The organism is Shimia thalassica, from assembly GCF_001458215.1.
GTDB classification, from domain to species: Bacteria; Pseudomonadota; Alphaproteobacteria; order Rhodobacterales; family Rhodobacteraceae; genus Shimia; species Shimia thalassica.
This window is the reverse complement of sequence record NZ_CYTW01000001.1, coordinates 545,302-562,014: the sequence shown is the minus strand read 5'-3', so window position 1 is coordinate 562,014 and position 16,713 is coordinate 545,302. Positions and strand designations below refer to the sequence as shown.

Below are 16,713 nucleotides of genomic sequence, written 5' to 3'. Positions count from 1 at the left end.
GCCAAAACGTGTCCCTGCCAAATACAGAGATGAGCGGTTTTGTCGGACTTGTGATTTATGGTCACGCCTCTATCTAGAAATCACATCATTTCCTTTGAGGCTGACCGTGAAACGCATTTTTTCTGCCCTTCTGGCCTTTTTCATCGCATCCCCTGCCCTTGCAGAATGTCCAGATACATCTGTCTTTTCCAAACTTCCTGAAAAGAAACAGACCGAGATGCGCACCGCGGCGCATCAGCAACCCTTTGCAAAGGGGCTGATTTGGCAAGTATCCAAAAACGATGTGACCTCTTACATCGTTGGCACGTTGCACCTGAGCAACCCGCGGCATGCCGAAACGCTCGCTCGTGTGCAGCCTTTGTATGACAAGGTCGACGCTCTTGTTCTCGAGATGACAAGCGAAGATGAAGCCGCCTTTCTCACAACCCTGACATCCAACAGTGCCCTGTTCATGATCACCGAGGGGCCGAGTCTGATTGATCGATTGGGAGAAGACACCTGGAATACGCTTTTGCCGCGCATCGAAGAGGCCGGGCTTCCGGGGTTTATGGCAGCAAAATACCAGCCCTGGTTTCTGGGTCTGGCGCTGGCCGTGCCCCCATGTGTCCTTGAAGAACAGCGGGCCGGAAAAATCGGTTTGGACCGACAGATAGAACGCATCGCCAAGGATAAAGGGCTTGCAACCAGCTCACTCGACAACACCGAGGGCCTTTTGCAGATTTTGGCGGGCGACCCTCTTGAAAAGCAGGTGTCCGATTTACGTGATGCGGTTGCCTTTGGTCTCGCGGGCCACGACACGACATCGGATCTGGTGAACTTTTACTTTGATGAAGAGGTCGCGCTGGCGTGGGAATTCACCCGTGCACAGGCCTTTGAAAAAGCGGGACCAGAGCAATACGACCGTGTGACGGGAATACTCGAAGAGTTCGAGCAGGCGCTTTTGACAGACCGCAATCTGCTTTGGTCTCGCACGCTTGCCGACTCACTCGCGCAATCTCCGGCCTTGGTGGCCGTGGGGGCGCTGCATCTGCCGGGGGAAGACGGCCTCTTGTCTTTGCTTCAAAAGCAGGGATTTGCCGTTGCCCCTCTGGTGCATGACGGCGAATAACAAAACCAGATTGCTGCATTGCAGCATCACTCTTAGACCTCGTGTCGCAGCCGCGTTGACGGGACGTGACAACGACGTGCCCAGCCCCTATAAGGCGCGCAAAATACCGCATTCCATGAAGGACACCTGATTATGACAACCCTCGTTTTCGGCCACAAATCTCCTGATACAGATTCCACCGGATCGCCCCTGATCTGGGCTTGGTATCTGAACGAAGTCAAAGGCGTTGACGCCAAGCCCGTTCTGCTGGGTCAGCCCAACACAGAAGCTGCGTTCATGCTGAACCGCTGGGGCTTTGACATGCTGGACATCATCGAAGATGTAGCTGACGATCAGGCTTGTGTTGTTGTCGACACCAACAACCCTGCCGAATTGCCCGCAAACATCAACGGTGCAGACGTTCAGGCCATCATCGACCACCACAAACTGGTTGGCGGTCTGGAAACCAAAGGCCCAATCGACATCACAATCCGTCCGCTGGCCTGTACTGCGACCATCATGTACGATCTGATGGGCGACGACGCAGCCAAGATGCCCGAGAACATCAAAGGCGCGGCTCTGACCTGCATCCTGTCGGACACTCTGGAATTCCGTTCGCCTACAACCACAGACCGTGACCGCGAAGTCGTTGCCGCACTGGCCGCTGATCTGGGCATCAACGTCACAGAATACGCTGCGGAAATGTTCGCTGCGAAATCTGACGTTTCGGCATTCTCGGATGCTGAACTGATCCGCATGGACTCGAAAGAATACGAAGTCGACGGCACCAAGTTCCGCGTTTCGGTTCTGGAAACAACTGCTCCGGAAATCCCGCTGGACCGCAAAGAGAGCCTGATGGAGACCTTCAAAACCGTCGCAGCCGAAGACGGCGTTGACGAGGTTCTGTTGTTTGTTGTCGACATCCTGAAAGAAGAAGCAACCCTGCTGGTACCGAACGATGTGGTCAAAGGCGTTGCAGAGAAAAGCTTTGGCGCAACCGTCGAAGGCAACAACGTTGTCCTGCCCGGCATCATGTCGCGCAAAAAGCAGATCATCCCGAACCTCAAGGTCTGATCTGACTTTACAAGATTACGAAAGGGCGTCCTTCGGGGCGCCCTTTTTCATTTCTTTATGCCAACTTTGCGGGACTTAGCTGCCATCTATTGAAAATTGACCAACGTCGGCTTTCTGGAAAGCGTTCCCAAAGCCGTCCTTTTTGGGAGGGTGGAACTACTCCAATCAGAACTGTAATCGAACGCAAGTGAAGCCATGTCTCACACGGCTGGAACTTAACCGAAGAGCCGCTCTTTCAGCCAAATCATAAATGAGAAAGCTCTCAGAAAAACCAGCGTTCCAAAAGACCCAGCGCAAATGACGAAAACTACTACAGTCAATGTTGAAGGCGTCTGTTGTAACAGGTTTCCAAAAAAACAGAGCCAAGTGAAGGTGCACACAACAATTATCGCAAGTGAGGTTTTCAGTTTTGTCATATGCACTCCTTTGTCATTTTCAGAAGACTAGGACACCTGTATCAAGAGTTAGACATGAAACTTTTACTCACTGTGGTCAAAGCAGACTTTCACGTCTAGCGCAGCATTCGTCAAATTGGGCTCAAACCGGTCATTCCTGCCATTCTGACATAACGCGTCATTTGGCTCGGCTTAGATCGGAATTACCTTGCTCCACGTGATCGTATCCCCGCCGACAAACCGCGCAAGGCGCTGAAGCTCGGCGTCTAGTTTTCCGAACCTCCGTGCCGACCATTGCACACCGGGCTCGGGCCAGAAATTCACAACGGTCAGCAGTGATTTCTTTCGATCGGCCTTGAGCTCAATCCGCCCCACAAACCGGTCTCCCTCTAAAATCGGGAAGACATAATATCCCCAAAGGCGCTTGGCGGCTGGCACGAACATCTCATTGCGATAATCAAACCCGAACAGACGGAACAGACGCTTGCGATCCCGCACCACAGGATCAAACGGGTTCAAAATTCTGAGCCGTGACGTCGGAGACGCCACCCCGGCAAGGCGATCTTCAAGATTGGTAGGGGCAAATGCCGTGACCCAATCGCCCTTTGCGGTTTGCACCTCGACCTCTTGCAGGTCCGTTTTCGCCCGCCCAAGCCACGCCTTTACTTCTTGCGCGCTGGCGGCATCCCAAAACTGTTGTATCTCGCCTGATGTTCCGACGCCTATCCGATCAAGTGCGGCGCGGCACAGCCAGTCAATCTGCGCCTCGTCTGTGAGAGCAACTTCAGAAAGCGCAGCAGGGAAAACCCGTTCGGCCAAATCATAGTATTTGGTGAAATTCACACGGTGACAGGTCGCCAATTCGCCACTGTACCACATGTAATCCAGCGCTTTTTTGTGGGGCGGACGCGCCCACATTTCACGCTTGCCTTCGACCTTGGTGTCAAACGCATGAGTCGACAGGGGCCCCTCGCGTTCAATCCGCGCCTTGATGGCATCCCGCTCGGGTTTGTCCGGCAGACCTTTGAACCACCCAGCACGATCAAGCTGCGCCTGCTTGCGTTGAAACTGTCGCCGCCACATGGGCAAGAATTCCATCGGCAGAACAGACGCGTCGTGCGTAAAATGTTCAAAGACAGCGCGATCCCGTGCCATAAGCCGGTCCAGCATCGGTTCACGATAGTTTTGATTGCGGCTCCACAGGATATGATGGTGTGCGCGGGACACGACCTGAATGGTGTCCAGTTGGACAAATCCCAACTGACGAATGATCTCGGGCAAATCCAGCGGCCCTGTCGGCGCGCGGTCTATCCCTTGTGCAGACAGCCATAAATGCCGCGCCTGACGGTTGTCGATTTGTAATAAAGCCACAAATGCCCCCTGTTCGCTGCTCTATTGTTGGGCTTTGTGCGGATGTGGTCCAGCCCTTTCAAACGTGGCCTGTCACGAATATTTTGACCAATCGATAAAGCCGCGTCACAATCTCCCTTTAAATCCTTTTCATTCAAGAAACAGGAGTCCCCAATGGCTTTCACTCTTAATCGCCGTGCTTTCCTTGGTGCCGGTGCCAGCTTTGTTGCCCTTCACCCCTACTCTGCAATCGCGGCCTCCAATCAGGCGCATTTGCGGATCATGGAAACCACAGACCTGCACGTGCACGTTTTCCCGTATGACTATTATGGGGACAAACCGGTCGACACGGTTGGTCTGGCGCGCACGGCGTCTCTGATCAATGATGTGCGCGCGGAAAGCACAAACTCGCTGTTGTTCGACAACGGGGACTTTTTGCAAGGCAATCCAATGGGGGATTACATCGCCTATGAACGGGGGATGGCAGAAGGGGACAAACATCCAATTATCTCGGCATTGAACGTCCTGGGCTTTGACGGGGCCACGGTTGGCAATCACGAATTCAACTACGGCCTGGACTTCCTGATGAAATCGCTGGGTGGGGCCAAGTTCCCCGTCGTGTGTGCAAACGTTTCCCTTGAACAGGGCGCAACCCCTCGCGATGACAAAACCCTTCTGAAGCCCTATGTCATCCTTGACCGCCAGATCACCGACGGATCAGGCCAGACGCATCCGATCCGTGTTGGTTTGATTGGATTTGTTCCACCGCAGATCATGAACTGGGACCGCCGTCATCTCGAGGGCAAGGTTCAGGCCCGCGACATCGTTGAAACCGCCCGTGCATGGGTCCCGCAGATGAAAGAAGACGGGGCCGATATCATCATCGCGCTCAGCCACTCGGGCATCGGCGAGGCGGACCATATCGAGGGGCAGGAAAACGCTTCAATCCCTCTGGCCGCTGTAGAAGGCATTGACGCAATACTTACGGGACACCACCACCGCGTATTCCCGTCACCGGCATATGACAACATGGCCGGGGTTGATGTCGAAAAAGGCACCATCATGGGCAAACCTGCCACGATGGGTGGCTTCTGGGGCTCTCACATGGGTCTGATTGACCTGATGCTGGAACGCGACGGCAACACATGGAAGGTTGTCACACACTCCAGCGAAGCCCGTCCCATCTCAAAGCGGAACGAAGACCGCTCGATCACACCGCTGGTTTCCAGCATTGCCGCGATTGAACAGGCCGTGCGCCCCGAGCATGACGCAACACTGGCCTATGTGCGTCGCGCGGTTGGTAAAACAGATGCACCATTGCATTCCTATTTTGCTCTGGTGGCCGATGACCCTTCGGTGCAAATCGTCTCGATAGCGCAAACATGGTATATCGGCCAGATGATGAAGGGCACCGAATACGAAGGCCTGCCCATCCTGTCAGCAGCGGCCCCTTTCAAGGCCGGCGGCCGCGGCGGCCCCCAATATTACACTGACGTCCCTGTCGGAGATGTGGCCATCCGCAACGTGGCCGACCTCTATCTCTATCCCAACACAGCCCGCGCCGTCCTTGTAAATGGCGCACAGCTCAAAGGATGGCTGGAACGCTCGGCGGGAATATTCAACCAGGTCGAAGCCGGAAAGCCCGATCAGGTCCTTCTGAACCCCGACTTCCCGTCCTACAATTTTGATGTAGTGGATGGCGTCACCTATCAAATCGACCTGAGCCAGCCGTCGCGTTTCACCGCAAAAGGCGAAATAGCCAACCCAGACGCCTCTCGGATCGTCAATCTGGCATTCAACGGGCAACCAGTCACAGACGACCAGCAGTTCGTCATCGCTACCAACAACTACCGCGCAGGTGGCGGCGGGAACTTCCCGGGCGCAAGTTCAGAAACCGTGATCTTTGAAGGGCCAGACACCAACCGCGACGTGATCGTACGCTATATCGTCGAACAAGGCACAATCAGCCCCCGCGCCGATGCCAACTGGTCGTTCGCTCCCCTGCCCGACACCACCGTCCTGTTCGATACTGGCCCTGCGGCCGCGGCCTATTCCGACAAGGTGGAAGGCGTGGAAATCGAACCCGCCGGCGACGGTCCAGATGGCTTTGCCCGGTTCCGTATCACCCTTTGAAAACAAGGCCCCGACCATCCTGGACGGTCGGGGCCCGCACCCAATCTTCTCTTGGCCAAAATATCCCGGGGAGTCCCGAAACGCTTGCGTTTCGGGGCGGGGCAGCGCCCCATTCCCCAGACCGGGGATTACATCCGTTTGGCGACCTCTTCCAACATGACCTCTGTTGCCCCTCCACCAATCGACTGAACCCGTGCGTCACGTGCCATGCGTTCGATGGTCATGCCCCGCAAATACCCCGCACCACCGTGGAACTGCAGGCAATCATACATAACCTCGTTCACAAGCTCGCCACAAAGCGCTTTGAGCATCGACACTTCACGCACCACGTCTTCGCCATTCGCATCGCGCGCTGCCGTTTGATAGACCAGCGCCCGCGCTGCTGTGACCCGCGCCGACAACATCGCCAGTCTTTGCCGGATGGCCTGTTTGGACCAGAGTGGCGCTCCAAAGGCCTGACGTTCTTTGACATAGGCCGTGGTCAGCTCAATCGCAGCCGTTGATTCCCCGACAGCCGCAGCCGCCGCCACCAATCGCTCGTTCTGGAAATTCTGCATGATCGCATAGAACCCCTGCCCTTCAGCCCCCAGAACATTCTCGACCGGAACGCGGACGTCCTGAAACGACAACTCGGCCGTATCCGAAGATCGCCAGCCGTGTTTGTCCAGATTTCGGCTCACGCTGAACCCTTCCACGCCCTTTTCCACCAAAAACATGGTCACCGATTGGCTCGACGGGCCTTCGCGGTCCGTTTTCGCCGCCACACAATACAGATCCGCATGCACACCGTTTGTGATGAACATCTTGGATCCATTCAGAATATAGTGATCTCCCTCACGTCGCGCATGGCTGCGCATGCCCTGTACGTCCGACCCCGCTCCCGGTTCGGTCACACAAACGGCCGTAATCTTGCGACCTGCGATGATGTCGGGCATGTACTGCGCCTTTTGCGCCTCGTTTCCGGCGTTAAAGATGTGGACAGACGCCATATCCGTGTGCACCAGCGCAGTGATTGCAAACCCCGAGAACGTGGACTTTCCAAGCTCTTCCGCAAGAACAACGGTTGCGCGCGTGTCCATATCGCTGCCGCCGTATGTCTCGGGATAGCGCACCCCGAGAAACCCGAGGTCCCCCATCTCGCGCAGGATGTCGCGCGGGACCATGCCTGCCTCTTCCCAAGCGTCTCCGTTGGGTTTCACCCGCTCTTCTACGAAGCGACGCAACTGGTCGCGTAGAATCGAGTGCTCTTCTCCCAGAAACAGATGTTGATCCATTGTTGTTCCTCCCTTCGGAACATGGTTCCGCATGATCCAAATTCTGTCCACTGGAACGTCGCGCCCGCCGCAACGCAGCAAAAATCCCAGCGCCTGACAAATCAGGTCTCCGATATCTGGGTTTTATGCTGGAAACACACCCGTCGCTTTGACATACCTGCCCCCGAAACCTCTTGCCGACAGGACACCGTCATGACCCAGATCATCTCCGCGCTTTCCGAGATTTCAGACCGTTACGAGGCGCTTTTTGTCGACCTCTGGGGCTGCGTCCACAACGGCGTCACAGCTTATCCCGAAGCGGTCGCCGCTTTGCAGGAGTACCGCAAAAAAGGCGGTACGGTTGTGCTGGTGACCAACTCTCCCAAACCGCGCGCGGGCGTTGCGGTTCAGCTCGAAACATTCGGCGTTCCCGCCGATGCCTACGATACGATCGCGACTTCGGGCGATTCTGCCCGCGCTGCCATGTTCACAGGCGCCGTAGGCCAAAAGGTCTATTTCATGGGGGAATGGCGGCGGGATGAACAGTTCTTCACACCACTGGAAGTGATTGACAACCCCGTAGAAATTACGCGCGTGCCACTGGCAGAAGCCGAAGGCATCGTCTGCTGTGGCCCGTTTGATCCGATGGCTGATCCCGCAACAAATCGGGCCGACTTCCTGTTTGCCAAGACCAAGGGTCTCAAACTGTTGTGCGCCAATCCGGACATCGTTGTTGATCGCGGAGAGACACGCGAATGGTGCGCCGGTGCGCTGGCGGGTCTGTATACGGAAATGGGCGGTGAAAGCCTCTATTTCGGGAAACCCCATCCGCCGATCTACGATCTGGCACGCCGCCGCCTTGCCGCGACAGGCAAAGACGTCCCCTCGGCCTCCATTCTGGCAATCGGTGACGGGGCACAGACGGACATTCTTGGTGGCATGGGTGAGGATATTGATTCTCTGTTTATTTCCGGTGGCCTTGCCGCTGCAGAAACAAAAACCGTACAGGATCCGGATCCTGCAGCGCTGGAAACCTATCTGGCAAAGGAAAATGTGGCACCAAATTTTGCCATTGGACAGCTGCGCTAGGCAGATTAGGGCTTGATTTTCTGCGCCTGCAAAGTAATAAAGTTGCGGAACGGCGACGAGAGTCGCTTGAATATTTCAAGGCCATCAAAATCCGGAGGGTGGAATGTTGGACAACCTGCCACGTGGAACGATCTGCATCGAAGACATCGAGATGGGTATGTCCCGTTATCTTCGTAAAGTCGTCACCGACGAAGACATCGAGATGTTTGCACAGGTCTCCACCGACCATAACCCTGTTCACATGGATGACGAATACGCCAATGACACCATCTTTGAGGGGCGCATTGCCCACGGGATGTTGACCGCTGGGTTGATCTCTGCCGTTATCGGAGAGCAGCTTCCCGGCCACGGGACTGTCTACATGGGGCAAACCCTCAAGTTTTTGGCGCCAGTACGTCCAGGCGACATGGTCTATGCCGAAGTCAAAGTTGTGGACATCGATTTTTCCAAACGTCGCGTGAAACTTGATTGCCATTGCTCGGTTGACGGCAAAAAGGTTCTGATCGGCGAGGCAATGGTGCTGGCACCTTCTCGCAAATTCGACTGATCCCGTCAGAGCAGATCAAAACAAACAAGGCCGCCAATATTGGCGGCTTTTTGCGTTTAGGGTACACGTGAAGCGGCGCCTGTACCATCACTTGGTGATCGGGGTGAGAGAACCTGCCCTCTCGGGAACATCACAGGGCTTTGGACCGAGGTGAACCTGCAAAGCACCGCCTCGCTTTCGCCTCTCACCGCCCCCTGTGCCGCAGCGCTTTAGGGTTTGAGTAGGGCAACCGTGCCTGACACTCTTGCACCCGCTGTCAGCTAAGGCTAACCCTGCCATATGCGGATCATTCGTGACTATCAGTATGTAGACGAACAGGATCGCGGCGCGAGCGCTGCGATCGGAAACTTTGACGGCGTGCACCTTGGCCATCAATCGGTCATCGACATCGCGCGCAAGGCCAACGACGACGCGCCTTTGGGTATTGTCACGTTCGAGCCCCATCCGCGCGAATTCTTCGCCCCCGATGCCCCGCCCTTTCGGCTGACAAGTGCGGAAACACGCGCAAACCGGCTCGAAAAACTTGGGGTAGAGCGGCTCTATGAGTTGCCCTTCAATGCGACACTGTCCGGCCTGACCCCCAAGGATTTTGCGCGCGATGTTCTGGCGGATGGCCTTGGCCTGCGCCACGTTGTTGTGGGTGCGGACTTTTGTTTCGGCAAAGGGCGCAAAGGCACCGCCGAAGACCTGCAGGCTTTTGGTAAAGAGATGGGATTTGACGTGACCATTGCCCCCCTTGTTCGGGACGCCGAAACTCAGGTGTCGTCTACCGAGATCCGCAAAGCGCTGACCGAAGGTCGGCCTCGTGATGCTGCGACGATGCTTGGTCACTGGCACCGTGTTGATGGCCCTGTTATCGGGGGCGACCAGCGCGGCCGCGACCTTGGGTTTCCAACCGCCAACATGTCCATCGACGGCCTGCATCCACCCAAGTTTGGTGTCTATGCAGTTCTTGTCGATGTTCTGGAAGGCCCGCACCAAGGCAGCTATCAAGGCGCGGCATCGGTCGGTGTCCGCCCCATGTTTGGTGTCAACAAAGCCAACATCGAAACCCATATCTTTGACTTTTCCGGTGATCTTTATGGCACCGAATTGTCGATAGCGCTGATCGATTTTCTGCGCCCTGAATGGAAATTTGACGGGCTTGAGGCCCTTGTGGCGCAGATCGACGCCGATTGCGCGACCTGTCGCGAGATTCTGGCTGCGTTATGACAACCTCTGATCCCATCCCACGCAAGGGTCTTGCCAATCGTTTTTGGGAACGCAAACCGCTGTCAAAGATGACCCCGAAAGAATGGGAAGCGCTGTGTGACGGCTGTGGCAAATGCTGTCTGAACAAACTGGAAGATGCGGAAACCGGACAGGTTGAACTCACTTGTGTGGCGTGCAGACTGCTGGATGACAGCACCTGTCACTGTACTCAGTACGACATTCGCCACCAGTTTGTGCCGGAATGCATTGTGATGAGCCCTTCCAACATCGACGATCATGCGTACTGGATGCCACAAACCTGTGCCTATCGCCTTCTTTGGGAAGGCAAGCCGCTTTTCAATTGGCACCCTCTGATTTCGGGTGATCCCAACTCGGTTCATCAGGCTGGTGTTTCCATACAGCATCGTACAGTTTCAGAATTCGAAGTCGACGAAGACGACTGGGAAGACTACATCATTGAGGAGCCCGCCTGATGTTTTTCGCCTCTGATAATGCCGGACCGGCGCACCCGAGTGTTTTGACGGCTTTGGCAGATGCCAACCAAGGCTATGCCATGCCATATGGTGCCGACCCTATCATGGATGAAGTGCGCACCAAAATCCGCGATATTTTCGAAGCCCCAAACGCAGAGGTGTTTCTTGTTGCGACAGGAACCGCCGCCAACTCGCTTGCCTTGGCCTGTTATTGCCAGCCATGGCAGACCATGTTTTGCGCGCCTGTGGCCCATATTCAGGAAGACGAGTGCAACGCTCCGGAATTCTTTGCAGGCGGTGCCAAGCTGACCCTGGTCGGCGAGGGCGAAAAAATGACCCCTACAGCTCTGGAACAGTCGATACGGCGTGAAGAGACACGCGGCGTGCACGGACCACAGCGGGGCCCTGTGTCCATAACGCAGGTGACCGAACGTGGAACCGTTTACAGTCTTGAGGAACTGAACGCGCTGACCAAAGTGGCAAAATCGTTTGACCTTCCTGTGCATCTGGACGGGGCGCGCTTTGCAAATGCTCTGGTTGCGCTCGATTGCTCACCTGCGGATATGACATGGAAGGCTGGCGTTGATGTTGTCAGTTTCGGTGGCACCAAAAATGGCTGTGTTGGCGTCGAAGCCGTCATCTTTTTTGATCCGGATAAGGCATGGGAATTTGAATTGCGCCGCAAGCGTGGCGCGCACCTCTTTTCCAAGCACCGGTATCTCTCGGCCCAAATGAATGCCTATCTGACGGATGATGTTTGGCGTCAGAACGCGCAGCAGGCCAATGCAAACTGCGCAAGGCTTGCCAAGGGGCTGAAAGACCTTGGCGTCAAATTCATGCACGACCCGCAGGCCAATATTGTCTTCTGCAGCTTCCCCCGTGCCGCGCACCAGCGCCTGCATGATGCGGGTGCATTGTATTATGTGTGGTCTGGAGAACTGGAAGGCGATGATCCCGCTGAAATGCTGGAGGCGCGCCTAGTCTGTGACTGGTCCCTTTCTAATGAGCAGATTGACCAGTTTATCTCGCTCATTGGAGCGGACTAACCGCCGGGAAGATCTGCAACCGGCGTGATCTATCAAGGTATCCACAAGCGATGAAGCCGCGCCTTTGGCGCGGCTTGGCCCAACGTTTTTCAACGCAGCAGCGCTGCGGCAAAAAAGGGCGGGAGCATACCTTACGGGGTTGCGCGACGTATGTTGGACAGAATTTCGGCAGCAACATCCTTTGGATTTGTGACCGGGCCCATGTGAGCCTGCCCTTCAAACCGGCGATGCACGGCGCCTTCAACACGCGCGGCAATGCCTTCTTGCACAATATGCATCAACTCCGGCGACTCACCTCCGTCCATCACAAGCAAGGGCGCCTTGATATTCCCCAGCCGTGCCACCACGCCTTGATTGTCTTCCATGATCGCGGGCTGACTGTCGCCAATAAAGGTGATTCTGCGGGTTGATCCTTCGCGCAACTCAGCAGGCAGATCATCCCAGCGACGCCCATCCCCCCACACGCGCATGAACAACCTTGCGGCCATAGCCGGATCACCAGCTTTGATGTGGCTGTTTACCTCACGCATGTGTTCACGGTTCCAATCGCCCAACTCGGGCGCATCTTCATTGGCAACCGCCATGAGAACCGGCTCGTACACCGAAATGCTTTTGACATACTTCGGACGTTCCAAGGCCAGCATAAGCGCTAAAACACCCCCATAGCTGTGCCCGATCAGATGCATCGGACGATCCAGAAAGGGTAAGACGGCCTTCAACGACGCTTCTGTCAGATCACCCGTCCCGTCCCAGTCCGGACTGCGTCCGTGACTGGGAAGGTCCAGCGCCTGAATAGAAAGGTCATCTTCCAATGCACCGGCGATTCCCTTCCAGGCGCCGGAATGTGCCAAGGAACAGTGCAACGCCAAAGCCTGCTCTGGTCCATGGCCAAAAACACGGCTGTGCAGGGGCAAAGTCGCCGGTGTATCCAAACTCATGTCTTAGAGCTTTCCTGCCAAATGAAGGTCAAGGTCTTCCAGACGGTCCTGCCCCCAGAAACGAGCACCGGTTTCCGTTACGTAGAAGGGCGATCCAAATACGCCTGCCGACACCGCATCTTCCAGATTTCTGGAATAGGTTTCTGCGCCGACCAGAAGGCCGCTATCCGCAAGAGCGGGATCAAATCCAGCTTCGCTCAAACAAGTTTTCACGACCTCATCCTGTGCGATATCCTGCTCACCCGCCCAGCAGGCACGCAGCACGGACTGGCACAGTTTACCAAGGTCACCACCACCCGCTTTTTGTGCTGCGATGATCGCATAAGACGACGGTGCCGCGTTCGTGGGCCAGTGCGCGGGTTTCAGATTGAAGTCCATTTCCAACTTCTGGGCCTGACGCTCCAGTTCTTGTGCCCGATATTCCTGACGGCTTACGTGGCGATCCTTGGGAGACGTCCCCCCTGTGCGTCCGAACAGACCCATAATATCAAGCGGCTTATAGGTCACTTTCGCCCCGTGTTTCTTGGCCACAGCCTCAAAACGGTCGCCCGCAAGATAGGCATAGGGTGAAATCGTCGAGAAATAGTAGTCTATATGTGTCATTTGCTGACTCCGCGCTGCTCCATCACTTTGCCAGACGTTAGGGCCATGTTAAGCGAGGTGCAACGTTACGAATCTGTCATCTGCGCAGACGGACTTATGACCTGGGGACCACTCATATGCCTACCATCCTGGAACCGAAACTCATCACGGGTACCGCCAACAAACCTTTGGCACTGGCCATCGCGCGACGCATGTCCATGCACCGCGGCAAAACGCTGGGTCTTGTTGATGCCCGTGTCGAACGCTTTAACGACCAAGAGATCTTTGTCGAGGTGTTCGAAAACGTTCGCGGCGAAGACATGTTTATCATTCAGCCCACATCGAACCCGGCTAATGACAACTTGATGGAGCTGCTCATCATGGTTGATGCGCTGCGTCGTTCGTCAGCTGCGCGTATCACGGCCGTTATTCCCTATTTCGGCTATGCCCGTCAGGATCGCCGCGCCAAAGCCCGCACGCCCATCTCGGCCAAGCTGGTTGCAAACATGCTGGTCGAAGCCGGCGTTGAGCGCGTTTTGACAATGGATCTGCACGCTGCACAGATTCAGGGTTTCTTCGATATTCCGGTGGATAACCTTTATGCCTCGCCCATCTTTGCATTGGACATCCTGAACCAGTTCAAAGGCGAAGATTTGAAAGACGTCATGGTTGTTTCGCCTGACGTTGGGGGTGTTGCCCGCGCACGCGAATTGGCCAAACGTATTGGCGCCCCACTTTCGATCGTGGACAAGCGCCGCGAAAAGCCCGGTGAGATTGCCGAGATGACCGTCATCGGGAACGTCGAGGGCAAGAAATGCCTGATCGTTGATGACATGTGCGACACCGCGGGTACGCTTTGCAAAGCGGCCGAAGTCCTGATGGATCACGGCGCAACCGAAGTGCATTCCTATATCACGCACGGTGTCATGTCCGGCCCAGCCGTCGACCGGGTTACCAAATCCGTTATGAAATCTTTGGTGATTACGGATTCCATCGAGCCGACCCAGCCGGTTCTGGACGCGCCAAACATTCGCATCGTGCCCACCGCCCCAATGTTCGCGCAGGCAATCCTCAACATCTGGAATGGTACAAGCGTGTCTTCTTTGTTTGAAACAGAGACCCTAGAGCCCGCTTACGAAGGCATGTTCCGCGCCTGACTCAACCGGCAGATGGTTATGATTCCAAACGTGAAAAGGGCGCCCGACAAGGCGCCCTTTTTCATGAAATGAAGTCGGAATTCAGCGAATTTCCCAATCATCATCATTGGCCAACTCACCAATTGCCAGCCAGCTCATGCGAACACGCGCAATGCGGCTGTCTCCCCAGGTGCGAAACACCAGGTCAAATCCGGACAAGGAGATTTTTTCGGCCACGACCTCGGCGCGCTGGTGCGGACCACTGTCAATGTCAGACAGTGACAGGCTTACATGCACCGCAGGGACACTTAGAAACGTTTCCGAAAACGCGATTGGAACGCGGCGTTCACGTGCGCCATGCCCTGTCCACATTTCCCCACCATTTTCAAAGTCTGAAAATATCGGGGCATCGCCTTGGTCGATTCCAACGAGATGTGTTCTTAGTCGTTTCATAGGGCCTTCCAGATTATTTTCACTATGGTGAAATTGTTCCGCAATACAACAAAAAAGGGGCCGCACTCGAAAGTGCAGCCCCTTCTTTAAACTTTTGAAAACCTAGATCAATCCATCGCGTCCATCAGGGAAACCAGGTCAGCAACAAATTTCTCTGCCGCGTCTTTGTCTTCCGAGTTGGCCGTTTCCACAGCGCCTTTGGCTGCAGTCAGGACATCTTCCAGATCTGCTTTGGTCACTTCCGTTCCCACGTGGGCGTGCTCGGCAATCACCGAGATAGAATCTGCCGAGATTTCCGCGAAACCGCGGGTCACAACAAAATCTTTCTCACCGTCAGCCGATTGAACTTTCACAACACCGGGACGCAACGATGTCAGCACCGCAGCGTGACCGGGCATGGCAGTCATATCGCCATCTGCGCCGGGGATCTGGACCGAGGTCACCTCGAGCGAAGCTAGGCTACGCTCAGGGCTGACCAGGTCAAATTGCATCGTGTTTGCCATCAGGGGCCTCCTTAGGCCGCTTCAGCAGCCATTTTCTCGGCTTTTGCGATCACTTCGTCGATGCCGCCAACCATATAGAAGGCGCCTTCGGGCAGGTGATCATATTCGCCAGCCACAACGGCTTTGAACGAAGCGATGGTGTCTTCCAGCGGAACCTGAACACCGTCAGAGCCGGTGAACACTTTCGCAACGTCGAACGGTTGCGAGAGGAAACGCTCGATCTTACGCGCACGGGCAACAGCCATTTTGTCTTCTTCCGACAGTTCGTCCATACCAAGGATGGCGATGATGTCTTGAAGCGACTTGTAACGCTGCAGGATCTGCTGAACGTCCGAAGCAACCTTGTAGTGCTCGTCGCCGATGATCAGCGGGTCAAGCAGACGCGAGGTCGAACCAAGCGGATCCACGGCAGGGTAGATACCCTTTTCCGAGATCGCACGATCCAGAACTGTTGTCGCATCAAGGTGCGCAAACGACGTTGCAGGTGCAGGGTCGGTAAGGTCATCCGCAGGAACGTACACGGCCTGAACCGACGTAATCGAACCGGACTTGGTCGAGGTGATGCGTTCTTGCATCGCGCCCATGTCGGTTGCGAGTGTTGGCTGATAGCCCACCGCCGAAGGAATACGACCCAATAGAGCCGAAACTTCCGAACCAGCCTGTGTAAAGCGGAAGATGTTGTCCACGAAGAACAGAACGTCTGCGCCGGTTTCGTCACGGAACTGTTCCGCAAGGGTCAGACCCGACAGAGCAATACGCATACGCGCACCGGGAGGCTCGTTCATCTGGCCGTAAACCAGAGCAATTTTCGAGTCAGGCAGGTTATCAGGAACGATAACGCCGGATTCGATCATCTCGTGGTAAAGGTCGTTACCTTCACGTGTACGCTCGCCCACGCCCGCAAATACGGACACACCCGAGTGCACTTTCGCGATGTTGTTGATGAGTTCCATGATAAGAACGGTTTTACCCACACCCGCACCACCGAACAGACCAATTTTACCACCTTTTGTGTAAGGCGCGAGAAGGTCGATAACCTTAATACCTGTGGTCAGGATTTCGGTTGCTGTCGACTGCTCAGCGAATGCTGGTGCGTCGCCGTGAATTGGGCGTGTAGCGGTTGCGTCAACCGGACCCTTTTCATCAACCGGGTCACCAGTCACGTTCAGAATACGACCAAGTGTACCTGTGCCAACTGGAACAGCGATTGGTGCGCCTGTGTCTTCTACGGCTTGACCGCGAACAAGACCTTCGGTCGCATCCATCGCGATTGCGCGGACAGTGTTTTCACCAAGGTGCTGGGCAACTTCCAGAACCAGTTTCTTACCGTTGTTTTCCGTGTTGAGTGCGTTGAGGATTTCCGGCAGGGCGTCCTCGAACTGCACGTCCACAACGGCGCCAATGACCGCAGTCACTTTGCCTTTTGCGTTTGCCATGTTTCG

Annotated in this window: 16 protein-coding genes; 9 read left to right on the top strand and 7 right to left on the bottom strand. The window is 55.5% G+C overall.

Translation table 11 applies throughout. From position 1 onward, the window contains the following. The first annotated feature begins 106 nt into the window (after nucleotides 1–106). Nucleotides 107–1,108 (top strand): TraB/GumN family protein, encoded by a 1,002-nt coding sequence (locus tag PH7735_RS02575; protein ID WP_058309760.1) that lies wholly within the window; start codon nucleotides 107–109, stop codon nucleotides 1,106–1,108. A gap of 132 nt (nucleotides 1,109–1,240) precedes the next feature. Next, on the top strand, nucleotides 1,241–2,161 hold the full coding sequence (locus PH7735_RS02570; protein ID WP_058309759.1) for a manganese-dependent inorganic pyrophosphatase: 921 nt from the start codon (nucleotides 1,241–1,243) through the stop codon (nucleotides 2,159–2,161). A gap of 587 nt (nucleotides 2,162–2,748) precedes the next feature. Here PH7735_RS02570 and PH7735_RS02565 read toward each other — a convergent pair. After that, on the bottom strand, nucleotides 2,749–3,927 hold the full coding sequence (locus PH7735_RS02565) for a winged helix-turn-helix domain-containing protein (protein WP_058309758.1): 1,179 nt from the start codon (nucleotides 3,925–3,927) through the stop codon (nucleotides 2,749–2,751). A gap of 153 nt (nucleotides 3,928–4,080) precedes the next feature. Between PH7735_RS02565 and PH7735_RS02560 the strand changes: the two genes are divergently transcribed. Next, nucleotides 4,081–6,039 (top strand): bifunctional 2',3'-cyclic-nucleotide 2'-phosphodiesterase/3'-nucleotidase, encoded by a 1,959-nt coding sequence (locus PH7735_RS02560; protein WP_058309757.1) that lies wholly within the window; start codon nucleotides 4,081–4,083, stop codon nucleotides 6,037–6,039. Nucleotides 6,040–6,167: 128 nt separating this feature from the next. On the opposite strand, the gene PH7735_RS02555 is transcribed toward PH7735_RS02560, so the two are convergent. Further along, entirely contained in the window at nucleotides 6,168–7,313 is a 1,146-nt protein-coding gene (locus tag PH7735_RS02555; protein WP_058309756.1) for an acyl-CoA dehydrogenase family protein, read from the bottom strand. Nucleotides 7,314–7,505: 192 nt separating this feature from the next. Between PH7735_RS02555 and PH7735_RS02550 the strand changes: the two genes are divergently transcribed. The 5 genes from PH7735_RS02550 to PH7735_RS02530 all read left to right on the top strand — a co-directional run bounded on the left by PH7735_RS02550 (nucleotide 7,506) and on the right by PH7735_RS02530 (nucleotide 11,659). Next, nucleotides 7,506–8,381, top strand: a complete 876-nt coding sequence (locus tag PH7735_RS02550; protein WP_058309755.1) for a TIGR01459 family HAD-type hydrolase — start codon at nucleotides 7,506–7,508, stop codon at nucleotides 8,379–8,381. Nucleotides 8,382–8,484: 103 nt separating this feature from the next. After that, complete coding sequence (locus PH7735_RS02545) at nucleotides 8,485–8,928, top strand: MaoC family dehydratase (protein ID WP_058309754.1); 444 nt, start codon at nucleotides 8,485–8,487, stop codon at nucleotides 8,926–8,928. 279 nt (nucleotides 8,929–9,207) lie between these two features. Then, complete coding sequence (locus tag PH7735_RS02540) at nucleotides 9,208–10,140, top strand: bifunctional riboflavin kinase/FAD synthetase (protein WP_058309753.1); 933 nt, start codon at nucleotides 9,208–9,210, stop codon at nucleotides 10,138–10,140. Continuing rightward, nucleotides 10,137–10,613 carry a YcgN family cysteine cluster protein gene (locus PH7735_RS02535; RefSeq protein ID WP_058309752.1) on the top strand — a complete coding sequence of 159 codons (477 nt, stop codon included), beginning with the start codon at nucleotides 10,137–10,139 and terminating at the stop codon, nucleotides 10,611–10,613. The genes PH7735_RS02540 and PH7735_RS02535 overlap by 4 nt, the downstream gene beginning before the upstream one ends. Further along, nucleotides 10,613–11,659, top strand: coding sequence for a threonine aldolase family protein (locus PH7735_RS02530; protein WP_058309751.1), 1,047 nt, complete (start codon nucleotides 10,613–10,615; stop codon nucleotides 11,657–11,659). The genes PH7735_RS02535 and PH7735_RS02530 overlap by 1 nt, the downstream gene beginning before the upstream one ends. 131 nt (nucleotides 11,660–11,790) lie before the next feature. Here the strand turns inward: PH7735_RS02530 and PH7735_RS02525 are convergent, their stop codons facing one another. Then, nucleotides 11,791–12,597 (bottom strand): alpha/beta fold hydrolase, encoded by an 807-nt coding sequence (locus PH7735_RS02525; RefSeq protein WP_058309750.1) that lies wholly within the window; start codon nucleotides 12,595–12,597, stop codon nucleotides 11,791–11,793. A gap of 3 nt (nucleotides 12,598–12,600) precedes the next feature. After that, nucleotides 12,601–13,200 (bottom strand): 2-hydroxychromene-2-carboxylate isomerase, encoded by a 600-nt coding sequence (locus PH7735_RS02520; protein WP_058309749.1) that lies wholly within the window; start codon nucleotides 13,198–13,200, stop codon nucleotides 12,601–12,603. 116 nt (nucleotides 13,201–13,316) lie between these two features. Between PH7735_RS02520 and PH7735_RS02515 the strand changes: the two genes are divergently transcribed. Continuing rightward, nucleotides 13,317–14,336: a ribose-phosphate pyrophosphokinase gene (locus PH7735_RS02515; RefSeq protein WP_058309748.1), complete on the top strand. Its 1,020-nt coding sequence runs from the start codon at nucleotides 13,317–13,319 to the stop codon at nucleotides 14,334–14,336. A gap of 81 nt (nucleotides 14,337–14,417) precedes the next feature. Here the strand turns inward: PH7735_RS02515 and PH7735_RS02510 are convergent, their stop codons facing one another. The 3 genes from PH7735_RS02510 to atpD form a co-directional block, all read right to left on the bottom strand. Continuing rightward, entirely contained in the window at nucleotides 14,418–14,768 is a 351-nt protein-coding gene (locus tag PH7735_RS02510) for an H-type lectin domain-containing protein (RefSeq protein WP_058309747.1), read from the bottom strand. Between the two features lie 107 nt (nucleotides 14,769–14,875). Then, entirely contained in the window at nucleotides 14,876–15,271 is a 396-nt protein-coding gene (locus PH7735_RS02505; RefSeq protein ID WP_058309746.1) for a F0F1 ATP synthase subunit epsilon, read from the bottom strand. 11 nt (nucleotides 15,272–15,282) lie between these two features. Further along, the gene (gene atpD / locus PH7735_RS02500) at nucleotides 15,283–16,707 is read right to left on the bottom strand and encodes a F0F1 ATP synthase subunit beta (RefSeq protein ID WP_058309745.1); all 1,425 of its coding nucleotides are present in this window, start codon (nucleotides 16,705–16,707) and stop codon (nucleotides 15,283–15,285) included. Between the last annotated feature and the right edge of the window lie 6 nt (nucleotides 16,708–16,713).